At 33.5% G+C, this 22723-nt stretch carries 19 protein-coding genes and 1 other RNA gene; 7 read left to right on the top strand and 13 right to left on the bottom strand.

From position 1 onward, the window contains the following. Positions 1–10 precede the first annotated feature (10 nt). Positions 11–1213, bottom strand: coding sequence for an NAD(P)-dependent oxidoreductase (locus tag OZP15_RS08275; protein ID WP_281335841.1), 1203 nt, complete (start codon positions 1211–1213; stop codon positions 11–13). 190 nt (positions 1214–1403) lie between these two features. Here OZP15_RS08275 and OZP15_RS08270 point away from each other — a divergent pair, with 190 nt between their 5' ends. Both OZP15_RS08270 and ssrA read left to right on the top strand, forming a co-directional pair. Then, positions 1404–2612 carry a serine hydrolase domain-containing protein gene (locus tag OZP15_RS08270; protein WP_269225024.1) on the top strand — a complete coding sequence of 403 codons (1209 nt, stop codon included), beginning with the start codon at positions 1404–1406 and terminating at the stop codon, positions 2610–2612. Positions 2613–2765: 153 nt separating this feature from the next. Then, positions 2766–3162: a transfer-messenger RNA gene (ssrA, locus tag OZP15_RS08265) on the top strand. Positions 3163–3711: 549 nt separating this feature from the next. On the opposite strand, the gene OZP15_RS08260 is transcribed toward ssrA, so the two are convergent. The 5 genes from OZP15_RS08260 to OZP15_RS08240 all read right to left on the bottom strand — a co-directional run bounded on the left by OZP15_RS08260 (position 3712) and on the right by OZP15_RS08240 (position 9345). After that, entirely contained in the window at positions 3712–3897 is a 186-nt protein-coding gene (locus OZP15_RS08260; protein WP_269225023.1) for a hypothetical protein, read from the bottom strand. 256 nt (positions 3898–4153) lie between these two features. Continuing rightward, complete coding sequence (locus OZP15_RS08255; RefSeq protein WP_269225022.1) at positions 4154–4306, bottom strand: hypothetical protein; 153 nt, start codon at positions 4304–4306, stop codon at positions 4154–4156. Between the two features lie 647 nt (positions 4307–4953). Next, positions 4954–6924, bottom strand: a complete 1971-nt coding sequence (locus OZP15_RS08250) for a DUF3857 domain-containing protein (protein WP_269225021.1) — start codon at positions 6922–6924, stop codon at positions 4954–4956. After that, complete coding sequence (locus OZP15_RS08245) at positions 6924–8837, bottom strand: DUF3857 domain-containing protein (protein WP_281335840.1); 1914 nt, start codon at positions 8835–8837, stop codon at positions 6924–6926. The genes OZP15_RS08250 and OZP15_RS08245 overlap by 1 nt, the downstream gene beginning before the upstream one ends. A gap of 64 nt (positions 8838–8901) precedes the next feature. Then, a complete protein-coding gene (locus OZP15_RS08240) occupies positions 8902–9345 on the bottom strand; it encodes a DUF4268 domain-containing protein (RefSeq protein ID WP_269225017.1) in 444 nt (147 codons plus the stop codon). A 285-nt stretch (positions 9346–9630) separates the two neighbouring features. On the opposite strand from OZP15_RS08240, the gene OZP15_RS08235 reads away from it, so the two are divergent. Continuing rightward, the gene (locus tag OZP15_RS08235) at positions 9631–10269 is read left to right on the top strand and encodes an NUDIX hydrolase (RefSeq protein WP_281335839.1); all 639 of its coding nucleotides are present in this window, start codon (positions 9631–9633) and stop codon (positions 10267–10269) included. A 56-nt stretch (positions 10270–10325) separates the two neighbouring features. Next, a complete protein-coding gene (locus OZP15_RS08230) occupies positions 10326–11129 on the top strand; it encodes a lysophospholipid acyltransferase family protein (RefSeq protein ID WP_269227899.1) in 804 nt (267 codons plus the stop codon). A 6-nt stretch (positions 11130–11135) separates the two neighbouring features. Here OZP15_RS08230 and OZP15_RS08225 read toward each other — a convergent pair whose 3' ends face one another. From OZP15_RS08225 to OZP15_RS08215, 3 genes are read right to left on the bottom strand one after another with little or no spacing between them, the layout of a single operon-like run. Beyond that, positions 11136–11765, bottom strand: a complete 630-nt coding sequence (locus OZP15_RS08225) for a DUF8845 family protein (RefSeq protein ID WP_269225016.1) — start codon at positions 11763–11765, stop codon at positions 11136–11138. A 6-nt stretch (positions 11766–11771) separates the two neighbouring features. Beyond that, positions 11772–12266 carry an RNA polymerase sigma factor gene (locus OZP15_RS08220; protein WP_281337481.1) on the bottom strand — a complete coding sequence of 165 codons (495 nt, stop codon included), beginning with the start codon at positions 12264–12266 and terminating at the stop codon, positions 11772–11774. A gap of 47 nt (positions 12267–12313) precedes the next feature. After that, on the bottom strand, positions 12314–13375 hold the full coding sequence (locus OZP15_RS08215) for a DUF3810 domain-containing protein (protein ID WP_281335838.1): 1062 nt from the start codon (positions 13373–13375) through the stop codon (positions 12314–12316). A 93-nt stretch (positions 13376–13468) separates the two neighbouring features. Here OZP15_RS08215 and OZP15_RS08210 point away from each other — a divergent pair, with 93 nt between their 5' ends. Further along, entirely contained in the window at positions 13469–14932 is a 1464-nt protein-coding gene (locus OZP15_RS08210) for an aminoacyl-histidine dipeptidase (RefSeq protein WP_269225014.1), read from the top strand. Positions 14933–15020: 88 nt separating this feature from the next. Here the strand turns inward: OZP15_RS08210 and OZP15_RS08205 are convergent, their stop codons facing one another. The 3 genes from OZP15_RS08205 to OZP15_RS08195 form a co-directional block, all read right to left on the bottom strand. Further along, positions 15021–15842: a sulfurtransferase gene (locus OZP15_RS08205; protein WP_281335837.1), complete on the bottom strand. Its 822-nt coding sequence runs from the start codon at positions 15840–15842 to the stop codon at positions 15021–15023. A 106-nt stretch (positions 15843–15948) separates the two neighbouring features. Beyond that, on the bottom strand, positions 15949–16323 hold the full coding sequence (locus OZP15_RS08200; protein WP_281335836.1) for a PUR family DNA/RNA-binding protein: 375 nt from the start codon (positions 16321–16323) through the stop codon (positions 15949–15951). A gap of 70 nt (positions 16324–16393) precedes the next feature. After that, positions 16394–18154 (bottom strand): ABC transporter ATP-binding protein, encoded by a 1761-nt coding sequence (locus OZP15_RS08195; RefSeq protein WP_281335835.1) that lies wholly within the window; start codon positions 18152–18154, stop codon positions 16394–16396. A gap of 433 nt (positions 18155–18587) precedes the next feature. On the opposite strand from OZP15_RS08195, the gene nusB reads away from it, so the two are divergent. Continuing rightward, on the top strand, positions 18588–19499 hold the full coding sequence (gene nusB / locus OZP15_RS08190; RefSeq protein ID WP_281337480.1) for a transcription antitermination factor NusB: 912 nt from the start codon (positions 18588–18590) through the stop codon (positions 19497–19499). A 68-nt stretch (positions 19500–19567) separates the two neighbouring features. Further along, complete coding sequence (yajC, locus tag OZP15_RS08185; RefSeq protein WP_269225012.1) at positions 19568–19843, top strand: preprotein translocase subunit YajC; 276 nt, start codon at positions 19568–19570, stop codon at positions 19841–19843. Positions 19844–19909: 66 nt separating this feature from the next. Here yajC and uvrA read toward each other — a convergent pair whose 3' ends face one another. Continuing rightward, positions 19910–22696, bottom strand: coding sequence for an excinuclease ABC subunit UvrA (gene uvrA, locus OZP15_RS08180; RefSeq protein WP_281337479.1), 2787 nt, complete (start codon positions 22694–22696; stop codon positions 19910–19912). Positions 22697–22723: the final 27 nt, after the last annotated feature.

Genomic DNA, 22723 nt, shown 5'->3' with positions numbered 1-22723 from the left:
TACTGAACACTTATTCCCCATCCACATAATCCTGTAAGTAGCTAAATCTAGGTGTTAATTTTCCATTTTCTGTAATTTTAGCTCGTTCTAGAATTCGGTCTTTGTCATTATTAAAAAAAGCAGGAATAACGTGGTCTATAAACATTTCGCCAAAACCTTCGCTGGAATCTTTGGGCAATTCGCACGGCAAATTATCAACTGCCATAACCACAATAGCTGCGGGATGAAAAACATCTACTTCCTTATTTTCAGAGGGTAAATAACCATACAAAGGTTCAGCAATAGTAGATGATCTCAAGGTTGAAGCAACAGAACCATTGGCATCGCAAGCAATATCAGCAACCACTCTTATATTGCAATCATTGGCTTGAAGCATTTCACGAGTCAGAATATTTGGAGATTCATTGGCATGAAAATGTGCGGTAATATAAATATCCGAAACTTTGGTAAAACGCTCAAAATCGGAAGTATATTCTTGTGGGTTTTCAAAAAAATCATTTCTATCTAAAAGCTTTCCGTCAATTCTGCGGTTGTAATCCAAAACATCAATTTGGGTAAAAACGGCTTGGGTGTATTTTTTAGTCAAATAATTTTCAATCGTAACCTCTTTTACTTTTATGGCTTTCAATACTTCTTTAACGCTTTTACCCACTTTTCCATTTCCGGTAACTACAAATTTTAAGGGAGGCAAAACCAATCGCTTCAAATGAGCAATTATTGCCTCTTTGCCCGAAAGGGTTTCTGCTTTTGGCAATTTAAACAATTCGAACTTTAGTCCGAAAGCACGGATAGCATTATAAGTTCCAACAATTCCAGCATATTTTCCAAAACCAATTAATCGATGATTTTCGGCATCTACAATGGTTTCATAATCATATAAATCAATATTTTTTTCTAAAATAGCTTGTAGCAACTTTCGATTATGAGGCTGTTTCTTAATGGTATGCGAAAAAAAGAAATACGATTTATTAGGAATCAAATCCTGAACAGGAATTTCTTTTATACCAAATAAAAAATCGCAATCGCTGATGTCATTTGTTACCTCAATTCCTTTGAATTTATATTCGTCATCGCTAAAAATACGAACAGCCGAACTTTCTATTTTTACCTCACAGTCAGGCTGAAGTTTCTTTAATTGCACTAAAGCATTAGGCGAAAACAGCACTCTTTTGTCGGTTGGGGTTTTGCGCTCTTTTATAATTCCGAATTTCATATCTTGGATGCTTTGAATATTATTACAACTAATTGCACTTTTTTATTGGGTATCAAAAAACTTTAAAAACTGATAACCAATATAATGAATACTACTAACTAAAAATGTTGAAAAAACACTGTTAAGTTTTCAATAAAAAAACGAGCAAAAGAGTTGGATTCAATATATTTGTGAATCTACTAATTTAAAAATGAATATTATCAAAAGCGCAAATATACTACAAATACTGCTCCTGATGGTAGTGATGAGTTCTTGTAAAAACGAAGCAAAGGAAAATGCAGCACCCGAATTAAAAGATTATGAATTGCCCGAAGGTACATTACCTAAAATGAAACCTTTAGAAAATGAATCGCCAAAACTAACAACTGCTTATTTAGAAGAAAAGAAAACTAAAGTACAATCGTTCTACAACAGAAACTGGCCTAACAATAGTATGAATGGCGGTTTTCTGGTTGCCAAAAATGGTCAGATTATTTTCGAAAAATACGAAGGTTTTGCTAATTTTAGAGATAAAACGCCCATTACAAGCGACACTCCTATTCATATTGCATCAGTAAGCAAAGTACTTACGGCTACTGCCATTTTAAAATTAGTCAATGCTAAAAGAATCGATTTAGACCAAAAAGTAACCCATTATTTAAAAGAGTTTCCATATCCAGATGTTACCGTTCGAATGTTATTGAGTCACCGAAGTGGCATGCGTAGTTACGCTTATTTTACCGATCGTGATAAAAATGTTTGGGACAGACACAACACTTTGACCAATCAGGATATTTTGACCATAATGGGAACCAAAAACATTGGATTGGAACAGAAAACAGGAACACGCTTTGCTTATTGCAATACTAATTATGCAATGTTGGCTTTGATTATCGAAAAAGTAACTAAAAAGTCTTACCGAGAAGCCATGAGCCAGATGATCTTCAAACCATTAGGAATGAAAAATACTTTTGTTTTGGATTTTGACAAAGACAAACACAATGTTGCTCCATCCTACAAAGGCAATAAAGTAGAAATTGGCATTGATTATTTAGATAAAGTCTATGGCGACAAAAACATCTACTCTACTCCTCGAGATTTACTAAAATTTGACCGAGCCAGAAATTCGCCTTCTTTTTTAGAGCCAAAGTTATTAAAACAAGTATATGTAGGCTACAGCAACGAACATCCAGGAACAAAAAATTATGGATTGGGAATTCGAATGGTCAATTGGCCTAGTGGTAAGAATTTTTATTTCCACAACGGTTGGTGGCACGGATTTACTTCTTCATACATTACTCTTACAGATGAGAGCGTAACCATCATTGCCTTATCTAACAAATACACTAAAAACACTTATGCTGTTCGAAAATTATCGTCAATCTTTGGAGAATATCCTTTTAAGTTAAGCGACGAATAGGAAAGTAATCAGTGTTCAGTTTTTAGTATTCAGTTGTGAGCATTGCAAATTGAAGTAGATTAGTGTACATTTGCATAATAGTAATTGTTTAGTTTTTTAAAAATCCAGTTTAACACTGAACACTGAACACTGAACACTGATTACTAAAAAAAAGGGGTCGACTGGTTTTGACAGCAAGTCGAATTGAAAAGTAAGCACGTCGAGAACTGGGACAATTCTCGTAAATAAAAGGTTTCAAACATTTTACACGGCGAAGGAAACTACGCTCTTGCTGCATAATCTGAATCATAGTAAGATTAGCCTCGTCCTACCAGGTAGGAAAGCAGGATTTACCTCGAAAGCTCTGGTTTATAGCGGTCGGTCAAGGTAAATCGTAAATTTAAACCTAGATGTTCATAATCTTCGGATGAATATTGAAGCTAAAGAAGATAAGCAATGTGTGGCTGTTTCTGGCCGAGCACAAAGTCGAAAATCTAATCAGGAAATAAACGTGTAGAAAGCTCTTGAATTGCTTGTTTGGACCCGGGTTCGATTCCCGGCGATTCCACAAAAATAGCCTGTAAACAATATGTTTGCAGGCTATTTTGTTTTTTTAAAATCTTAACAATGAAAAAGTTAAGTTCTTGACTAGAAGAAAAAAAGCATAATTTTAGGACAAACTCCCTATTTGTATTGGATACAAAAATTATTAAAACAGAATAACAGCAAAACCTCCGAAACCGAAGAATTACTAACACCTTAAAAAAAACAATGAATAGTGAGTAAATTGACTCAAAAATTAGTGCGAAAAGTATTTAATAAATAAAAGTCTATTTAATGATTTGTAAGAAAAAATTAATATATTTGAAAAAACAAAAAGCAAAACAAACCTTCGCCAATCTACCCGATTTTGGGTGTATATACGAAGGTTTGTTTCGGTTATATACAAGTTAGCCGTCATTATGAGCAACTAGGATAAAGAATAACTGAAAATGGAAACTTCCGAAAATAAGAAGCTAATTGAAGAGATAACTGAAAAACTAAAAGGTCTAACATACGCAAACGCAATGCAGACACTTGAATATGTTCAACGAGATTTAGAAAGAGTATTAATATTAAGTTAACCAACTAGTTTTATAATTTCAGTTTTACTTTGATTAACCCAAAGTTCAGTTTTGTCGGTAAAATAAATAATACAACCATCTATTCCACTTTTAAATTGGAAAGACTCTAAAGTTTTAATTTTATCGGTTGCTATTGTTTTAATAATGTTTGAGCCGTTTTCTGTAACATCGATGAATTTCATAATTATTGTTTGTTATTAAAGGTTAAATTAAGTTCTTTGAAATTGTGTGTTTGAGTAAATGAAAAATTTTTATTAAATTATTCAATAAAATTATTGAATATATGAAATTATGTTATTACATTTGCAAAGTCGTTTAAAGAGATATTATTAGTATTACAACTGATAAGGCTCTTAAAGAGAGAAAAAAGAAAGACCCGATAGGTTCAACTACCAAGTCTTCTTCAACTCTACCCTACGTAAGGTAAAATTAATTTCACTATTTCCACTGCCGTTCCAATTGCAGGAATAATGACTTCAAGTTTATGCCACCAGGGCTTCGGATGTGAATCCATAAATCTAAAATTATGTTAGGGGCTACAATTAAACCTTTGCCCATTCGGTTGTCTGATAATCCGTCACGATTTTTCATACAATTTTAAATTAAGGTTATGCAATAAATTAAAGAACAATAAAAGAAAGCCGAAAGTGCGCTAACACTTCCGACCTCTTAATTTAGCTATATCTTTCGATTAGCAAGGTTATTCCAAATTTCACCGCCTCCATAGCAAAGAATTTGAAAACCTCCGTATTATACCATACTACTCCCGTAGCTTCAGGTATTTGAGTATCACTCCTCATTTTATTTTCATAGGCATAATTATTTTAGACAGATAGTTTGCAAAAATATGTAAAAATTTTGAGACTACAAAGAGAATTTAACAAAACTTTCCCGAACAAACACACAATTCCGACGAACAATAAGCAGAAAACAAACTAAAGGCTAAAATAACGACGGCTAACAGCTAGAGTTTCGTTGCGTGCGCAGCACGAACAATGAAACTCCTGTTGAACGGAACCGATTACACGTCCGTCAACCTATGTACTTATCGTAAAAATTATTGAGAGAATAGCACGAGGATTTATAGTGATATTGATTTTCTCGTAAAATTCAAAGTAATTGAACTATTAAAGTATTTTGTTAACTATATGGATTTCAAAGAAACACATCAAAACCATAACCCCAAAAAAAAGACCGCAAATTAGTCAATTTGCGGTCTTTTAAATTTTAGCCTGATTCTATTTTGTCACAATAATAACTATTTTATTAAAGTCGGCAGCAGCGTTGATGACGGCTTTGTAATCATCAAATTTATTCAGCGGATAGTTTATAATTTTGTAATACTCAACATTATCTACAGTAATTTCATCGCCTTTTTGAGTGTATTTACTAACAAATTCGGCTTGTGTTTTTCCGTCGATTACGGTTTTGAAATCCAAATTAAATTTATCTAGGTTTTTGATTGTAGCTCCTTTTGGCAACAAAATTTTAATTTTTCGAGTGTAATAATGTGGGTAATCAATCTCTACTGGTAAGGTTCTTTTGTTTTCTTGATAAAACTCCATTTGTTTGCCAATGGTTTCGCCTACAGAAAATAAATAATTTTCTCCTGCTTTTTTAGTCAAATCTTTTCCTTCATAAGAAACATTCAACACAAAAGGTTTTTTGCCTATAAAATCGATTCCATCATTCTCGGTCGTCAAGGTTTTATATTCGGCTTCTACGGTGTAATTTTCGGCAACGTTTTTCAAGAAAGTTTTGTATTGTTCAGCCGAAGCAAAATCTTTGATAGGCTGAAAATTTAATCCTGAATATCCGCCAAAAGTAAGATTACTTGTTACTAATGGGTTTTCTAAATCTTTAGTAAAATCGACCGTGATGTTCATGATATCATGGGTGATTTCGCTTCCAGGAATTTCGATAAAATCAATTTCGCCAATACCCATTTTTACTCCAGCAAAGGTTTTTTCTTTGATGAATAATCCGTTGTTATTAGCGATAGCCGCAGGAAATAACGGAATGCGGTATTGTACTTCAGTAGGTGTTAAATACTTTTTAATACTTGGAAAATAAAACAATAATTCGCTTAAGTTTTCAAAACTTTCAAAATCTTTGTCGAATGGAATTTTATATCGATTAGAGGTAAAAACCATATTGTTTTCGATATTGAAATTCTTGAAAACTGCCAAATATATTCTTAAAACATCCGTTTGATTGGCTTGTTTGCTTTCAATTATTCCTGCTACACTTTCTTTTGAATCAATGTATCTATCATAAGTTATGGTCTTTTTTATTTTGTTTTCGATGTTCCAAATTTGTTCTTGCAAGTCGTTTGATTTTGGAATGGTTTTGCAAAAATCATCTACTATTTTTTGCGTTTTCTTATCCAATTCAGCAGTCAACCTTTGGTATAAATTATTTGAAAAATCTTTAAAATTATTCAAATTTCTTCCGCCGTTCATTATATTTTCGTCCAGTTTGTAGCGAAATAATTTTAGCTGTAAATTCCAATTCGAATAGTTTTCGTCATTGTCTAATGCAGGAATGTTTTGTTCGTTTACACTAACAATAACGGTGTTTGCAATGGTTTTGTCGTCTAGTTTTGGTTCGCCCAATCCGTTGTAAGATTTGGTTTTGAAAACCAAATAATTCGGATGAATCAGTTCGAAGTTCAATTTACCAATTGGATAATCGTCTTGCATTTTGATGGTATTTCCAGTCAATTCAGGTCCTTCTTCAAGCACATAAATTTTTTCAATCACAGCTCCTTTGTCTAATCCATTCACGGCAAAATAGTTGTACTTCATTCCCTTTTCCTGATCTACATCTTCTTTGATGTCTTTTTTGTCTAATTGAATTACTGTACCATTTTTGAGGATAGCACGTGCTTTATTGACCAAAACACTTTCGTCTAGACTAAAAGGAATGTAGATTTTGTTGTTGCGCTCAATAGCATCATCAGAATTGATTAATACTTTTTCGTGTAACAAATGATATTGTTTGGCGGTTTTGCCTGAAACTACAATCTCTATTTTGATAGTACGTTCTAGAATAACTTCCTTCTCGTTTTTGTATTGTTCTGGAATTTCAACTTTGGTTTCTTTTTCGTTCCAATCGTAGTTTTTAAAGGAATAATCCTGTGCAAAAATCACGGATGAACTTAAAAGAACTAATAGGTTAAGGGTGTTTTTTAGACGATTTGTTTTCATTATTTTTCTAATAAAATTAGTGTATCTGTGTAATTGTTTTTCAGTTCTTTGATGGTTGAATTCCAGGGCTCAAAGTCGGTTTTGTCTAACAATATTTTCTTTTGTTTCAATTCGAAATGCAAGATAATTTTATTGTTTTTTACTTCATAAACGATAGATGCTTTTAGGTAATCATTATCCAAATTAACGTTTTTTGGTACATATTTTACCGAACAATTTTGAGGAATTTCCATTTCGTACTGGCTATTGAAGTAGTTCAAATGCTCGAATTCAAACTTGGCGGAACGGTCTTTTTCGATAATCATTTTTTCTAGTGGTTTGTCCAGAAACATACTGACATAAACTTCTTTATCTACTTTTATAATATAATTTCCTAAATCAAAATTGTAGTTGATTTGATAAGGCTTGTCTCTGTCTTTGATATTGGCTTCGGTATAATCTTTTAAATTGAATTTGTTATTGCCTTTGAGAACCAGCCCCTTTATCATTTCGAATCGGGTTTTGTTGGTGGCATCACCAATGCGTGACAAAAGACGACTTCTGTTGTAACCATTAAATTCAATTTGACCTGAACCTATAAGTTTGTCTTTTTCTATTTTCAAATTAACCCGTTCTTTTATTTCATTTTTCTCTGGAGCTACAATTGGAACAGGAACAATTTTATAGGTATCGCCCATGCTCAACAAGGCTTCTTTTCCTTGGATAAAACCAGTTGGAATTCCATACAGCGTTTCTTTGTCTGTAGCATCCAAGAAAATGTATTCCTCTCCTTTTTTGTAAACCGCAATCATGTGATCGTACAAGGCTGGTAACGCTAATTCGTTATGTAAATAAGGAATTTCTCTTGTTCCGATCCAAGCCATATACACATTATCAACATTAGCATATTTAGCCATGGCTGTAATAATGCTAGACATATCTTTGCAATCGCCAAATTTTCTTTCGCAAATTACACTGGCTTGTCGGGGAATTAAACCCTCGTATCCATCGCCGAAAGCAATGTATTTGATGTTGTCTTTTACCCAATAGAAAATACTTTTTACTTTTTCCTCCTCGGTAGTTTTATTAGCTATAAGGTCTAACGTGATTGCTTTTAATGTTGGGTCTTCAGTTTGGTTTAGGTTTTTTAAAAAGTTTTTGTTGTAAGCATATAATTTATCAAGATTTCCAAAGACTTCTGTTTTTTTACCATTGATGGTATAATCTTCAAGATAAATAGTAATGTGAGGAGCAATATGCAAATAGCCTTGAGAATTTCCCTCAAACTTCAAGGGTTTCATATCTTTTAAACTCCATTTATAAATCCATTTTCCTTTTTTTTCTGTTTTAGAAAATTCGATAGTATTGGATGGATCATTGAATACTTTGTATCCAATATGAATATTTTTGTCCGTTTTAATTTCTAAAAAAGTACTCATTACAGGTACATTACCACCAAAAGCAAATTTGTGAAGTAAAGTGGGATCTACAAAATCAATTTGATGATTATAGACTTTTCTAGCACCCGCTTCAAGGTTCGGAAAAATAAGTTGACGCTCTTTTGTATCATCATAAAAAACACCACTTTGGCGTGAAGCTGACTCGTTAGTCTGGGTAACTTTTATCTTTTTTTCCTTACCATTTGCAGTAATAACAGTATAGGCTTCATAACCAATAAGTTTGGATAATTCAGAATAAGTAAAGGATTCGCTATTGTGAAGAATACCGTTTTCAGTCAGAATTATAGACTCATAATGATTGTCTTGAATGATTTTTATTTTACTTTTTTCTATCGAAAAATCATAGGATTGGGAATGCTCTACTACCAATTCATTAAAATCAGGATATTGTTTTTTGTACTCTTCAAAGGTTTTTTGAGCATGGGCTGAAAAAGTAAAAAACACAATATAAAGTGGTAAAAATAGTTTTTTCATTATCAATTAAAATTTTCCCAAATATAAAGGTTTTGCGATAAGAGTATAAGAATTTAAGTATTTTTTAAGTATTAATTTCTAAATCCTTGATGTAGTCTTCATATTCAAAATAAAACATTTCCAAAGCATTCATTTTTTCGAAAAAGAAATCGAATATTTCGTCCCAATAGTTTCTATTGCTAACACTAACGCCTGTTTTTTCTACCCAAATGCGGCTGATGGTTTTGCTACTTTCGAGGACAAAGTTTTTCTCAAAGACTACATCTTTGATATGATCTTCTTCTAAAATCGTTTTTAAAGACTCTATTTTTTCGAAATAAATGGTTCTTTTTTCGTCACTTCGGTGTTCGATATCGATTAAAACTTGGGCTTTTTTATTATCCACAAAAAATTTAAAAGAGAAATCCTTGATTTTTGTATCATACAAAATCCATTTGCGAGGATACTTTTCGGCAAATGCAATCCAAAATTCTCGTTTTAATCGTTGGTTTTCTTCTTTGCTGTACATTTAGTTATAAGTTATAAGTTGTGAGTCTTAAGTCAGGGCATTCCCTTTTGAAGCTAAAGACATTCTAAATAAAACACCGCTGATTCGCTGATTTTCATAACACAAATGAGATGAAATTAACACTAATTTTTAAATTAGTGCAATGAAACAGTTCTGATTTATTTTTAAAATCTGCGAATTAGCGGTAATTTTTTTAAAAGCGAATACCCTGTTTTAAGTTGAAATTGCCATAGAAAAGAGGTATATTTACAAAACCTTTTCAGATTACAAAAATAGACTTTGATTATGGATTTTCAAGATTTTTTAGAATATGTTCCAAAATTAATAGCAATTGAACTTCCAGCAGAAGAAGCCCATTTTAAAATGGCTCCTTTAGAACGTATTGTTAGTTTAGAAAACATAAACACAGCAACAAAAAATCCAAAAACAGCAGCCGTAATGATGTTGTTTTATCCCAAAAATAGAAAAACACATTTGGTATTGATTGTTCGGAATTCTTATCAAGGCGTTCATTCGGCTCAAATTGCTTTTCCTGGAGGAAAATACGAACCACGAGATCAACAATTTGAAAATACTGCTTTACGGGAAACCCACGAAGAAATTGGGATTGCTCCCGCTAGTATCGAAATAAAAAAAGCGTTTACTCGTTTGTATATTCCGCCAAGTAATTTTATGGTGTATCCGTTTTTAGGTATTTCCAGTGAGGAACTTGTTTTTACTCCTGATGCTAAAGAAGTAAGTGCTATTATCGAGTTGCCATTGTCAGTTTTTTTGAGCGATGAAATAATTGTAACGACTCATTTATCTACTTCTTATGCTGAAAATATTGCAGTTCCAGCCTTCAAAATTGAGGAGCACATTGTTTGGGGAGCCACCGCTATGATGTTGAGCGAACTGAAAGAAGTATTGAAAAAGGTTCTTTGAAGTTTATAAGTTTTTGTAAATTTGTCAGGAAAAAAAAATACAAAACACAATTTTACATGGGATTATTGAAGAGAAATCCGTTTGGACATATCCTATTTATAAAGAAGAATTTAATACGAGTTTTTGCGTGTTTGACTCACCGACGCTACCGTGGTTTTAATAGTTTGCAAATAGAAGGCTCTGAAATTATTAGAAATTTACCTCAAACCAATGTCCTTTTTATATCCAATCACCAAACTTATTTTGCCGATGTTGTGGCAATGTTTCATGTTTTTAATGCCAGTTTGAGCGGTCGTCAGGATTCTATAAAAAACATAGGCTACATCTGGCAACCCAAGTTGAATATTTATTATGTTGCTGCCAAAGAAACCATGCAAGCGGGATTGTTACCTAGAATTTTGGCTTATGCAGGAGCGATTACTGTAGAAAGAACTTGGCGTTCGTGTGGCAAAGATGTAACCGAAAAAAGAGAAGTAAATCCTAATGATACCGAAAATATCAAAATAGCTCTAAAAGACGGTTGGGTTATTACATTTCCACAAGGAACTACAAAATCATTCAAACCCGTTCGAAAAGGAACTGCGCATATTATCAAGCAATACAAACCCATTGTAATTCCAATAGTGATTGACGGTTTTCGCCGTTCGTTCGATAAAAAAGGACTGCGAATGAAAAAGAAAGGGATTTTACAGTCATTCATCATCAAATCACCATTAGAAATTGATTATGAAAACGATACTATCGAACAAATCGTTGAGAAAGTAGAATACGCCATCGAACAACATCCATCATTCCTAAAAGTAATTCCTGCCGAAGAATTGCAAGCTCAAGAAGAACTGAATCGATTGAGAGAGTTTTAATTTTTTCTACAAATCTATTTTCTTTAATTCTTTATAATTCGCATACAAACGTTTGAGCAAAATACCGTAAATAAGGCGGTAAAACAACCAAAACAGCGAAAGAAAAACCACCATAGTCAAAATGAGAATACCAATGGTAAAGACTAGAATTTTGGGATCATTGTGCATTTTTTCAGCTAAAGCGGCAGTGTCTGGGTTGTAGGCAAACGCCATATAAAATCCAAGAATCAGTCCTAAAAACATCATTCCAAGATTGTACCAAACATAATATTGTACCGTTTTTCGGGTTTTTAGAATATCTTTCATCAACTGTTTTATAGAGACTGTAGTAGAAATGGCAACATAGTTTTTGTAAAACAAATAAATAAAAACCAAAATCACAGCATAATTAAAAACCGTCAAAACTTGAAAATAAACCTCAAGTTTTTTAAAATTCAAATTTTTTAAATATTCGTCAGTATTAAAAAATACACTAATTAGTGTCCATAACAAAATCTCCAAAATGCTGATAATAAATATCCACTTCACAATCGAAGACGATTTGGTGTGTAGCATCTTGTAAATTTCCACTTCGGAAACTTGCTTAAAGGCATCGTTTTTTTGCCAATCTCTTTTTAATAAATCCAGCTCTTTCATATCATCCTATGGATTTAATATTTTTTTCAATTTCCCTTTAATTCTATTCATTTTTACTCTAGCATTCACTTCACTAATCCCTAAAGTTGCTGATATTTCGGCATAATCTTTATCTTCCAGATACAAGAATATTAAGGCCTTTTCAATATCATTTAATTGGTAAACTGCCTGATACATTAGTTTTAATTGCTCTTCTTCTTCGAAATTGTAATCTTCTTGGCTGATAAAATAAGAATGGTTTTCATAATCGACCGTTTTCACGGAACGAGTACTTTTTCGGTACAAAGTAATGGCAGTATTCAATGCCACCCGATAGGCCCAAGTAGAGAATTTACTTTCTCCACGAAACTTCGGGAAAGCCTTCCACAACTGAATTGTAATCTCCTGAAACAAATCCTTGTGCGCATCCTCGCCATTCGTATATAATCTACAAATCTTGTGGATTATATTCTGATTGGTTTTCAATTGTTGCACAAAAGATTGTTCTAAATCGTGGCTCATGGTGGTATTAGTAAACAAAAAATAGATTTTGTTACAGATTAAGTGTTTTAAAATTCTTTCCCTTTATAATGATTGACAGCCAAATTAACGAATTTGCTATAGCCTTCCATTCCGTCTTTTTGCTGGTTCAATTTCAGGAAATTATCATAAAAATAATGAAAACCTTTGTCTATAAAAGTGTCGTATTGTTTCCAGAAAATCTCACTTTCTTTATAGTTTTTAAAAATTCCGGGATGAACTGTTTTCTTTAACTGTTTAAAAACTTTTTCATCACGAACGTACCAATTGTTCAAACAATAGCGTAGAGCAAAGCTGTATCCCGAATATTGAAAGTATAAATCTTTATTTTTAACCGAAGCCAAAAATCCAATAAAATTGCATTCGCTTTCGCTGGCAAAACCCATTTGGTGTGCCATTTCATGACAAGCTGTTACAGGAAAATTATACATCGGCATTAAGTCATTTACCTGTGCTTCATTGGTAAACGGATTGAGGTAACCGCTAAATCCCATATAAGTTAGCGGCAAACTAAAAAGCGATTTTTTGATGCTTGGGTTTGTGTATGTAAAGAAAGAATATTGATTAGAAAGTGTTTTATAACCATTTAAGTTCATATCAAAAACCTGTTCTTGCGAATAAGGGAAAACTACTTTCAAGCTATCATTTTTAGTAAGTTGAAGTTGAATTTCATTGGTTTTAGCAATCAGTTTTTTAGTAAAGTCCAACAAATCGGCATCTGTATAATCTTTTTCGATTTTCATTTTTTCAAAAAGGGGTTCACGGTAATAATTCATTGCCCACAAAAAATGAAAAAAAAAATAGAATAGCGAAAGACAGCTTATCATTTTCAGAAGATTATCTTTCCACTCCAGCTTCCAACTTTTTCTAGTTTTCCATAACCATCGAACTAAAAGTACAATCAGAATTCCGTAAATAACATCTCCCACCGAAAAAGGGATTTTGCCCAGAGTAATTCTTGAAATTTTAGAAATAAAAAGATACAGCCCGTTGCTGTAAAATCGTTCTACTACTTCAGGAAAAAAGGCAATTATTTTCAGAAATACTATTTGTATTAGGAAAAATAGAGGGAGAATGTATTGGCGCTGCATTGAATACGAGTTTCTGTAAAATTAGCATAAAATAAATGACTTTTAAAATACATTATTCTAACTTTGAACTTTCAGTTATAACACAAAAATACAATGAGCCAAGAAATAAGAAATCTGGAACCCAAAGCACTTTGGAACAAATTTGCCGATTTGAATGCTGTTCCTCGTCCTTCTAAAAAAGAAGAAAAAGTAATTGAGTTTATCAAAAAATTTGGAAATTCATTAGGATTAGAAACTTTTGAAGACGAAATTCGAAACGTGATTATCCGCAAACCAGCCACCGTTGGAATGGAAAATCGTAAAGCAGTTGTCTTGCAAGGACATTTGGATATGGTGCATCAAAAAAATGCAGATACCGTTTTTGATTTCGAAACCCAAGGAATTGATATGTATGTCGATGGTGACTGGGTTCGTGCCAGAGGAACTACACTTGGTGCGGATAATGGATTGGGAGTTGCTGCCATGATGGCGATTCTGGAAAGCAAAGACATTCCGCATCCAGCTATCGAAGCTTTGTTTACCATTGACGAAGAAACTGGAATGACAGGCGCTTTGAACCTGAAAGGCGGTATCTTAAAAGGAGAAATCCTACTGAATATGGACACCGAAGAAGATGATGAAATCGACATTGGTTGCGCAGGTGGAATTGATGTTACGGCAACAAGAGAATATTTTGAAGAGGAAACTCCAGAAGATGCTGTAGGTTACACGATTACTGTCAAAGGGTTGAACGGTGGACATTCGGGAATGGATATTCATAAAGGTTTGGGAAATGCCAACAAAATAATGAATCGATTGTTGTTTGGTGCTTTCGAAAATTTTGGATTGCAAATTGCCGAAATCAATGGAGGTAGTTTACGCAATGCGATTCCCAGAGAAAGTGTTGCCAAAGTAATTGTAGCAGGCATGTATAGCGAAGCATATATTTTCGACATGCAACCCATTATCAAAGACATCAAAAACGAATATAAAACTACCGAACCAAATTTGGTTATCGAAATCACTAAAAGCGAAGTTACGCCAGAAATGGTAATGGATTTAGGAACCCAAGAAGGGGTGCTTCGTTCGATTTATGCGGCTCATAATGGCGTTTACAGAATGTCTGCCGATATGGAAGACTTGGTAGAAACATCCAATAATATTGCTAGAGTAATTGTCAAAGAGGGTGAAATTTCTATTGGTTGTTTAACACGCTCATCGGTAGAAAGTTCGAAGTTTGATTTGGCAAATGCCTTGCGTTCTGCCTTTGAATTGTGTGGTTTTCAAGTAGAATTATCAGGTTCTTATCCCGGTTGGACACCCAATGTGCAATCTGAAATCTTGGATGTTTTAGTCCATATTTATGAGAAACAAAATAATGAAAAACCAAAAGTAGTAGCTTGTCACGCAGGTTTAGAATGTGGAATTCTAGGAACGAATTATCCTGATATGGACATGATTTCTTTTGGACCAACCATCCACGGTGCGCATTCTCCAGATGAAAGAGCTTCAATAAAATCGTCACAAAAATTTTGGAAATTTGTTTTGGAAATTTTACAAAACATACCTTTAAAATAGGTTTTATTAAGTAGTGAAAATACTTAAATCTTTCAAATAAAGCATCCGAAAATAATGAGGTTTTCGGACGCTTTATTTGATTCTAATATTATTTATCAATTGGCAAATTTGTCGAATGCCCCCACTCTGTCCAAGAACCATCATACACTGCTTTTGGGTTATCTGAAATAAGTTCCGTTGCCAATAAAAGAATACAAGCCGTTATTCCTGACCCGCATGTAAAATACAAAGGTTTATCATTTAAGTTGAAAATTTCAGACAATTCAGCTTCTGATTTGTATTTTCCATCTTCCAATAAAGTGTCAAAAGGAACATTAATCGAACCCGGAATGTGACCGTTTCTGATGCCAACTCTAGTTTCTTCTATTGTTGCGTGAAAGCGTTCTGGAGATCTAGCATCAATTAAAACCGCTTCTTTTGAATTGATGTTTTCTAGAATTTGTTCTTTGCTTTTAATTAATTCGGGTTGCAATTTAGCTTCAAAATCTCCCTTACTAAATATACTTTCTTTTTTAATTTCAGTTGGAAAACCTTCTTTTATCCATTGCGGAAGCCCACCATTTAAGACATAAACAGTAGAATGTCCCATCGCATTAAACATCCACCAAACTCTTGGACTTGAATAAATTCCAAAAGTATCATAAACTACAATTGTACTGTTTTTATTAATACCCAATTTTTGACATTCAGCAGTAAATTGAGCTGCATTTGGAAAGGTATTAGGTAAAGGATTTTCGGTGTCGCTAAAACTATTTTTTATATCAAAGACCCGACTGCCTTTGATTTGGAAATTCTGAAATTGATTGTCTAAATTTAATTGATTGTGCTCTAATTGAGCCTCTAAAATGACTAAATCTAAATCATCTAAATGATGGTAAAGCCAATTTGGAGATACGATAGTTGTTTTCATTTTTTTACTTTTTTATAAAAGTACCATACTTTCAAATAAAAAATCCGAAAACCTCTCGATTTTCGGATTTAAAAGTTCTACTTTGGTTAGGTTTTTCATTTGATAACTAAATGTCATCAAAATCAATATCTGTAAAACTTGATGTTGAGGGTAATGCTACTTCTTCATCAGTAGCATACTCTTTTTTGAAATCTTTTTGATGTCTTTCAGAGATTACCTCTTCGCCTTTGTGATTTAAAACATAAGAAGTCATCTCTTCTAAAATTTCAGCAAAAGCGGCAAAATCTTCTTTATACAAATATATTTTATGTTTCTTAAAATGAAACGAACCATCTGCCTCGGTAAATTTTTTGCTTTCGGTAATGGTAATGTAATAATCATCAGCTTTTGTAGCTCTTACATCAAAGAAATAAGTTCTTCTTCCAGCTCTCAAAACTTTAGAAAAGATTTCTTCTTTTTCTAACATATCATTTTCTCTCATAATCTTTCTGTCTATTTATGGTTGTTCAGTAGAAACCAAAAATCTAAAAAATATATCTATTACACAACAATTATTGTAATTCTTTTTCAGAAAGTTGTTTCAAATACAAGGCAGCATAATAGCCATTTTGACTTATTAATTGATTATGAGAACCTTGTTCGATTATTCGTCCTTCGTCAAGTATTATTATTCGATCCGCATTCTTGGCAGAAGATACTCTATGACTAACAATGATAGTTGTTTTGTCCTTGCAAATTTCCTGTAAGTTGTTCAAAATGGCTTCTTCCGTTTCGGTATCAACAGCGGATAAACAATCGTCAAAAAGCAAAATTTTGGGATTTTTGATAATGGCTCTGGCGATAGAAACTCGTTGCTTTTGTCCTCCAGAAAGAGTGATACCTCTTTCGCCTAAAACTGTTTCATATTGTTTCTTGAAACCTATAATATTATTGTGAACCACAGCACTTTTAGCCGCTGCTTCTACCTCTTCATCCGTGGCTTTTTCTTTTCCAAATTTGATATTATTTTTAATAGTATCCGAAAACAAAAAAGCATCTTGAGGTACAATTCCAATACTATTTCGCAAATCATATAAATTAACGGCACTAATTTCTTTTCCATCAATAGTAATGTGTCCTTCTGTAGCATCATACAAACGGGAAACTAATGAAATAACAGTTGATTTTCCTGAACCTGTTTTTCCGAGAATAGCTATCGTTTCGCCCTTGTGAACTGTGAAACTCACATTTTCCAAAGCCTTGATATTTGTATCTTCATACGTATAACTCACGTTTTCGAAAGTAATAGTACCTTCAATAATTGATCTTTCGGGATTGTTGTTTTGAATTTCGGGTTCAATTTTCATAAACTCGTTGATGCGTTTTTGAGACGCTTCTGCCTCCTGAACCATCGACGAAACCCAACCCAATGAAGCCACTGGCCAAGTCAACATATTGACATACAAAATAAATTCGGCAATAGTTCCAATGCTTTTGATAGTACCTTCGATGTACATTAATCCACCAAAATAAATCACAACCAAGTTGCTAATTCCGATAAGAGCCATCATCAAAGGGCCAAATAAAGCTTGAATTCTAGCCAAACTCAAACTCTTGCTTTTGCTTTCGTCAGCCAAGGCTACCAAATTATTTTGATGTTGCTCTTCCAGTGAATAGGCTTTTATCACTCGGATTCCTGAAAATATTTCTTGTGTAAAACTAGAAACTTTCGATAAATATTGCTGAAAGACCGTACTTCTAATATTGATTTCGGAACTGATTTTGAAGATGGCATAGGATAAAATCGGTAACGGAAGTAAAGTATATAAAGTCAATCGTGGCGACACATTATACATATACATAATTACAATAGCAAAACGAATAACGGTATTGATAGTGTACATTACCGCTGGACCAACATACATTCTAACTTTGGAAACATCCTCGCTAATGCGGTTCATCAAATCACCTGTACGATTTTGTTTGTAGAAATTCTGCGAAAGATTTTCATACTGTCTGAACACTTCATTTTTCAAATCAAATTCGATGTGGCGCGACATTACTATAAGCGTTTGTCGCATCAAGAAAGTTAAAAAACCTGCAATGATTGTGGTACCAATGATTAAGAGAATATCAGTAATTAATTCCTGTTGAATAAAAGATTTAGAAAGTGTTGTATTTTTCGAAAAATCCTCAATAGCTGCAAACGATTTACTGATTAATTTTGGAGTAAACAACGAAAATATTTGTGCAACGATGGTAATAATGATGCCCAGCAAAAAGCTGAATTTATATTGGACGAAATATTTATTGAGATAACGTAATTCTTTCATAGTAATAAATGATTCTTAAGAAATCCAAAGGTAAGATGAAATTGAGATATTTATTAGGGTTACATACGTTAAAATTATTGTAACTATTTAGATAAAAAATATACTGTCAAATGCGTTATTGTTTTACCGCAGATTCGCAGATTTTAATAAACACTTCAATTTTAAATTGATTTTGAGGATTTACTTAAAACTGGGTTTAAAATCATAAAAATAAAGTTTAGAAGATAAAATCTGCGAATCTGCGGCAATTTCAAAAACTTAAATTTCTAAAATAGGCATCTACTTTTAATTCGTATTCATTCTTTTTTAATTCATCGGAAGTCACATTTTTCAAGTTTAATTATTTTTTAAAAAATGAAATACTTATTTTTGCACCCTAATTAATAAAAGTTCTTACAAGGTGGTAAACAGACGACATATTCGTGTTAAGGTGATGCAATCTATTTATGCGATGCATCAAAATGGTTCAGATAATTTAGAAAAAGAAGAAAAATTCCTTTATTATAGCATTGATGCCATTCAGGATTTATACCTTATCATGCTATCCGCTTTGATAGAAATTTGCAAAAAAGAAACTATCTTTTTGCACCTATCCAGTCAAAAACATTTGGCTACTCCGCAAGAGCGTAAACCCAACGAAAAGTTTATAAAAAACGCTATTTTTCAAATACTTGCTGAAAATAATTCGTTGAGCATCGCTTTAGAAAATCGTAAAATAGACAATTGGACATTGAACGATGATTACATTTTGTTGCTTCTCAATGACATTAAGCAAAGTAAATTGTATCAAAATTACATGAGCAATGCCACCAATACATTTGAAGAAGACAAAGACTTTATCGTGAATTTGTTTATGGAAGTAATTGTTCCAAATGAAAAATTATACGACTATCTGGAAGACAACAAACTGACCTGGATTGACGATATCCCTGTGGTAAACACGGAAATTATCAAGCAATTGAAAGCGATAAAAAATGTGGAAGAAGGCGGTTTAAGAGTACCTAAAATTTTCAAAGACAACGAAGACAAAGATTTTGTTAGAGATTTGTTTCGAAAAACCGTTTTGAACGAAAAGGAATTGGCTAAAGAATACGATGATAAAACGCCAAACTGGGACAGCGAAAGAATTGCCGAAATTGACACTATCATCCTAAAAATGGCAATTTGCGAATTCTTGAAATTTCCATCCATTCCAGTTAAAGTAACTTTGAATGAATATTTGGAATTAGCCAAAGAATATTCTACTCCAAAAAGTAGTATTTTCATCAACGGAATTTTAGACAATTTAGTCAAAGAACTAGAAGCCAACGACAGAATCAAAAAAATTGGTCGTGGGTTAATGTAGAAAAAAATTAAAAATTAAAAATTAAAAATTAAAAATTAAAAATTAAATAATAAAAAGAATTTAAAATTATGGATCAATTAACTCAATTTGCACCGTTTTTATTAATGTTTGTCGTGATCTATTTCTTCATGATTAAACCACAACAAAAAAGAGCCAAACAAGAAAAAGAATTTGAAAGTGCTTTGAAAGTTGGTGACAAAATTATCACTAAAAGCGGACTTCACGGAAAAGTAGCTGAACTTTCAGAAGGAACAGTGGTTATCGAAACTATGGCTGGAAAATTAAAAATGGAGCGTTCTGCTATTTCAATGGAAATGAGTGCTGCTTTGAATAAAAAGGCATAGTTAAAAATTACAATAATTTAAAAATCCCAAATTCCGTTGAAAATATGGAATTTGGGATTTTTTGTTTTACAACTTCTCTTTCAAATACTTTGCCGTAACCGATTTTTTCATTTTCACGATTTCTTCTGGAGTTCCTTCGGCGAGTAATTGTCCGCCATTTTCGCCACCTTCTGGACCTAAATCAATAATCCAGTCGGCACATTTTATCAGGTCGAGATTGTGTTCAATAACCAATATGGAATGCCCTTTATCAATCAAAGCGTCAAACGATGCCAATAGTTTTTTAATATCGTGAAAATGCAATCCTGTTGTAGGTTCGTCAAAAACAAAAAGTGCTTTTTCTTTCGTAGCACCTTTGACTAGAAACGAAGCCAGTTTGATACGTTGTGCCTCGCCACCAGAAAGCGTAGAAGACGATTGTCCTAATTGCACATACCCCAAACCAACATCTTGAAGCGGTTGCAATTTTTGAATGATTTTAGTTTGTTTATTGGCAGTAAAAAACGAAATAGAATCATCAACAGTCATCGTCAGAATGTCGTGAATATTCTTGCCGTCAAAAGCAACTTCCAGAACTTCTTTTTTGAATCGTTTGCCGTTGCAGGTTTCGCAATGCAATTGCACATCCGCCATAAAAACCATTTCCACGTTTATGGTTCCTTCGCCTTTACAGGTTTCACATCTTCCGCCATCGACATTGAATGAGAAATGTTTGGCTTGATAGCCTCTGATTTTCGATAGTTTTTCTTTGGCAAACAAATCCCGAATATCGTCATAGGCTTTGATATAAGTCACAGGATTCGAACGGGAACTTCTTCCAATTGGGTTTTGATCAACATATTCGATATGCTGAATTTTGTGATAATAGCCCCGCATTTCGGTAAACTGCCCTGCTTTTTCGCCAACGCCATCCAGTTTTTTCTGCATAGCTGGAAACAAGATTTTTTTGACCAAAGTACTTTTACCACTTCCTGAAACTCCGGTAATCACGGTCAGGCATTCCAAAGGAAATTTGACGTCTATATTTTGTAAATTATTCTCTCTCGCGCCCAGAATTTCAATGTAATTGCTCCATTTTCTGCGAATGCGAGGTGTTTTAATTTCTAGTTCTCCGTTGAGGTATTTTGCTGTTAATGAAGTAGATTTCAGAATTTCTTTGAAAGTTCCTTGAGCGACCAATTCGCCACCAAAAGTTCCTGCTTCTGGACCAATATCAATAATCATATCGGCGGCTTTCATAATATCTTCGTCGTGCTCTACCACAATAACGGTGTTGCCTAAATCACGCAAAGACAACAAAACTTTGATTAAACGTTCGGTGTCTTTTGGATGCAAGCCAATGCTTGGTTCGTCCAAAATATACATAGAACCCACCAAACTGCTTCCAAGTGAAGTTGCCAAATTGATACGTTGTGATTCTCCACCCGAAAGGGTTGCTGAATTTCTATTGAGTGTCAAATAATCCAAACCAACTTCGGTCAGAAAGGATAAACGATTATTGATTTCCAATAATAATCGTTTCGCAATTTGTTGTTCATATACATCCAAATCGATGTTTTTGAAAAAAGTAACCAAATGTTTAATCGGCAAATCAACCAAATCCGAAACGGTTTTAGAATTGATTTTCACATAAGAAGCTTCGATTCTCAATCGTTTTCCTTTACAGGAATTACATTTGGTTTTGCCACGATAACGCGAAAGCATGACTCTATTTTGTATTTTATAATTTTTATCTTCTAATTCCTTGAAGAAAGCATTCAAACCCTGAAAATAACTGTTTCCTGTCCAAACCAAATCTTTCTGTTGCTCTGAAAGTTCGAAAAAAGGCTTGTGAATCGGGAAATCAAATTTATAAGCGTGATTGACCAATTCGTCCCGAAACCAGCTCATACTTTCGCCACGCCAAGGGTAAATAGCATTTTCAAAAACAGATAAGGCCGTATTTGGAACCACTAATTCTTCGTCAATTCCGATGATGTTTCCGTAGCCTTCACAAACAGGACAAGCACCATACGGATTATTGAAACTAAACAAATGAACATTTGGTTCCAGGAAACTAATACCATCCAATTCGAAATTATTACTGTACGAAAAGCGTTTATTAGTATTTAATTCCTGCAAATGACAAATTCCTTTTCCTTCATAAAAGGCAGTTTGCACAGCATCGGCAAGACGGTTGTAGAATTCTTCCTCGTCTTTGACCACGATTCGGTCGATGATTAGAAGAATATCTTTATTATCTAAAGTATGAGCTTCAATTCCGTCCAGACGAACAGTTTCATTATTGACCAATATTCTTGAAAAACCTTGATTTAATAACGCTTTCAATTTGTCTTCCAAAGCTCTTCCCTCTTCCAAATGAATCGGAGCAAGAAGCAACCATTTGCTGTCAGCTCCAAAGTCTTTTACATCCTTAATAACATCCGAAACGGTGTTTTTTTTGACTTCTTGTCCCGAAATTGGCGAAAAAGTTCTTCCAATTCTGGCATACAACAATTTCATATAATCGTAAATCTCGGTCGAAGTCCCAACGGTAGAACGAGCATTGGTCGTATTTACTTTTTGCTCAATCGCAATCGCAGGCGCAATTCCCTTGATGTATTCCACTTTTGGTTTATCCAGTCTTCCTAAAAACTGACGAGCATAAGATGACAAACTTTCCACATAACGCCGTTGTCCTTCGGCATACAAAGTATCGAAAGCCAAACTGGATTTTCCAGAACCCGAAAGTCCTGTAATTACTACTAATTTGTTTCTAGGAATAGCCACGTCCAAATTTTTTAAGTTGTGAACTTGAGCTCCTTTTATGATGATATTCTTTTTTGGATCGAGTGTAGAAAGGTCAATTGGCATGGGAAAATCGAATTTCCACAAAAGTAA

The sequence above is a fragment of the Flavobacterium eburneipallidum genome (assembly GCF_027111355.2).
GTDB classification, from domain to species: Bacteria; Bacteroidota; Bacteroidia; order Flavobacteriales; family Flavobacteriaceae; genus Flavobacterium; species Flavobacterium eburneipallidum.
Note: the sequence above shows the minus strand (reverse complement) of the source record. Positions and strands in the feature narration are given on the sequence as shown.

Excerpts from the sequence above, each read along its gene's own strand:
- OZP15_RS08235 (WP_281335839.1), top strand. The coding sequence starts at position 9,631 with ATGGATTTTCAAGATTTTTTAGAATATGTTCCAAAATTAATAGCAATT.
- OZP15_RS08215 (WP_281335838.1), bottom strand. The coding sequence starts at position 13,375 with ATGCAGCGCCAATACATTCTCCCTCTATTTTTCCTAATACAAATAGTA.
- OZP15_RS08260 (WP_269225023.1), bottom strand. The coding sequence starts at position 3,897 with ATGAAATTCATCGATGTTACAGAAAACGGCTCAAACATTATTAAAACA.
- OZP15_RS08225 (WP_269225016.1), bottom strand. The coding sequence starts at position 11,765 with ATGAAAGAGCTGGATTTATTAAAAAGAGATTGGCAAAAAAACGATGCC.
- OZP15_RS08240 (WP_269225017.1), bottom strand. The coding sequence starts at position 9,345 with ATGTACAGCAAAGAAGAAAACCAACGATTAAAACGAGAATTTTGGATT.
- OZP15_RS08250 (WP_269225021.1), bottom strand. The coding sequence starts at position 6,924 with ATGAAAACAAATCGTCTAAAAAACACCCTTAACCTATTAGTTCTTTTA.
- OZP15_RS08210 (WP_269225014.1), top strand. The coding sequence starts at position 13,469 with ATGAGCCAAGAAATAAGAAATCTGGAACCCAAAGCACTTTGGAACAAA.
- OZP15_RS08255 (WP_269225022.1), bottom strand. The coding sequence starts at position 4,306 with ATGAAAAATCGTGACGGATTATCAGACAACCGAATGGGCAAAGGTTTA.
- OZP15_RS08205 (WP_281335837.1), bottom strand. The coding sequence starts at position 15,842 with ATGAAAACAACTATCGTATCTCCAAATTGGCTTTACCATCATTTAGAT.
- OZP15_RS08270 (WP_269225024.1), top strand. The coding sequence starts at position 1,404 with ATGAATATTATCAAAAGCGCAAATATACTACAAATACTGCTCCTGATG.
- OZP15_RS08200 (WP_281335836.1), bottom strand. The coding sequence starts at position 16,323 with ATGAGAGAAAATGATATGTTAGAAAAAGAAGAAATCTTTTCTAAAGTT.
- OZP15_RS08230 (WP_269227899.1), top strand. The coding sequence starts at position 10,326 with ATGGGATTATTGAAGAGAAATCCGTTTGGACATATCCTATTTATAAAG.
- OZP15_RS08195 (WP_281335835.1), bottom strand. The coding sequence starts at position 18,154 with ATGAAAGAATTACGTTATCTCAATAAATATTTCGTCCAATATAAATTC.
- uvrA (WP_281337479.1), bottom strand. The coding sequence starts at position 22,696 with ATGCCAATTGACCTTTCTACACTCGATCCAAAAAAGAATATCATCATA.
- nusB (WP_281337480.1), top strand. The coding sequence starts at position 18,588 with ATGCAATCTATTTATGCGATGCATCAAAATGGTTCAGATAATTTAGAA.
- OZP15_RS08220 (WP_281337481.1), bottom strand. The coding sequence starts at position 12,266 with ATGAGCCACGATTTAGAACAATCTTTTGTGCAACAATTGAAAACCAAT.
- OZP15_RS08245 (WP_281335840.1), bottom strand. The coding sequence starts at position 8,837 with ATGAAAAAACTATTTTTACCACTTTATATTGTGTTTTTTACTTTTTCA.
- OZP15_RS08275 (WP_281335841.1), bottom strand. The coding sequence starts at position 1,213 with ATGAAATTCGGAATTATAAAAGAGCGCAAAACCCCAACCGACAAAAGA.
- yajC (WP_269225012.1), top strand. The coding sequence starts at position 19,568 with ATGGATCAATTAACTCAATTTGCACCGTTTTTATTAATGTTTGTCGTG.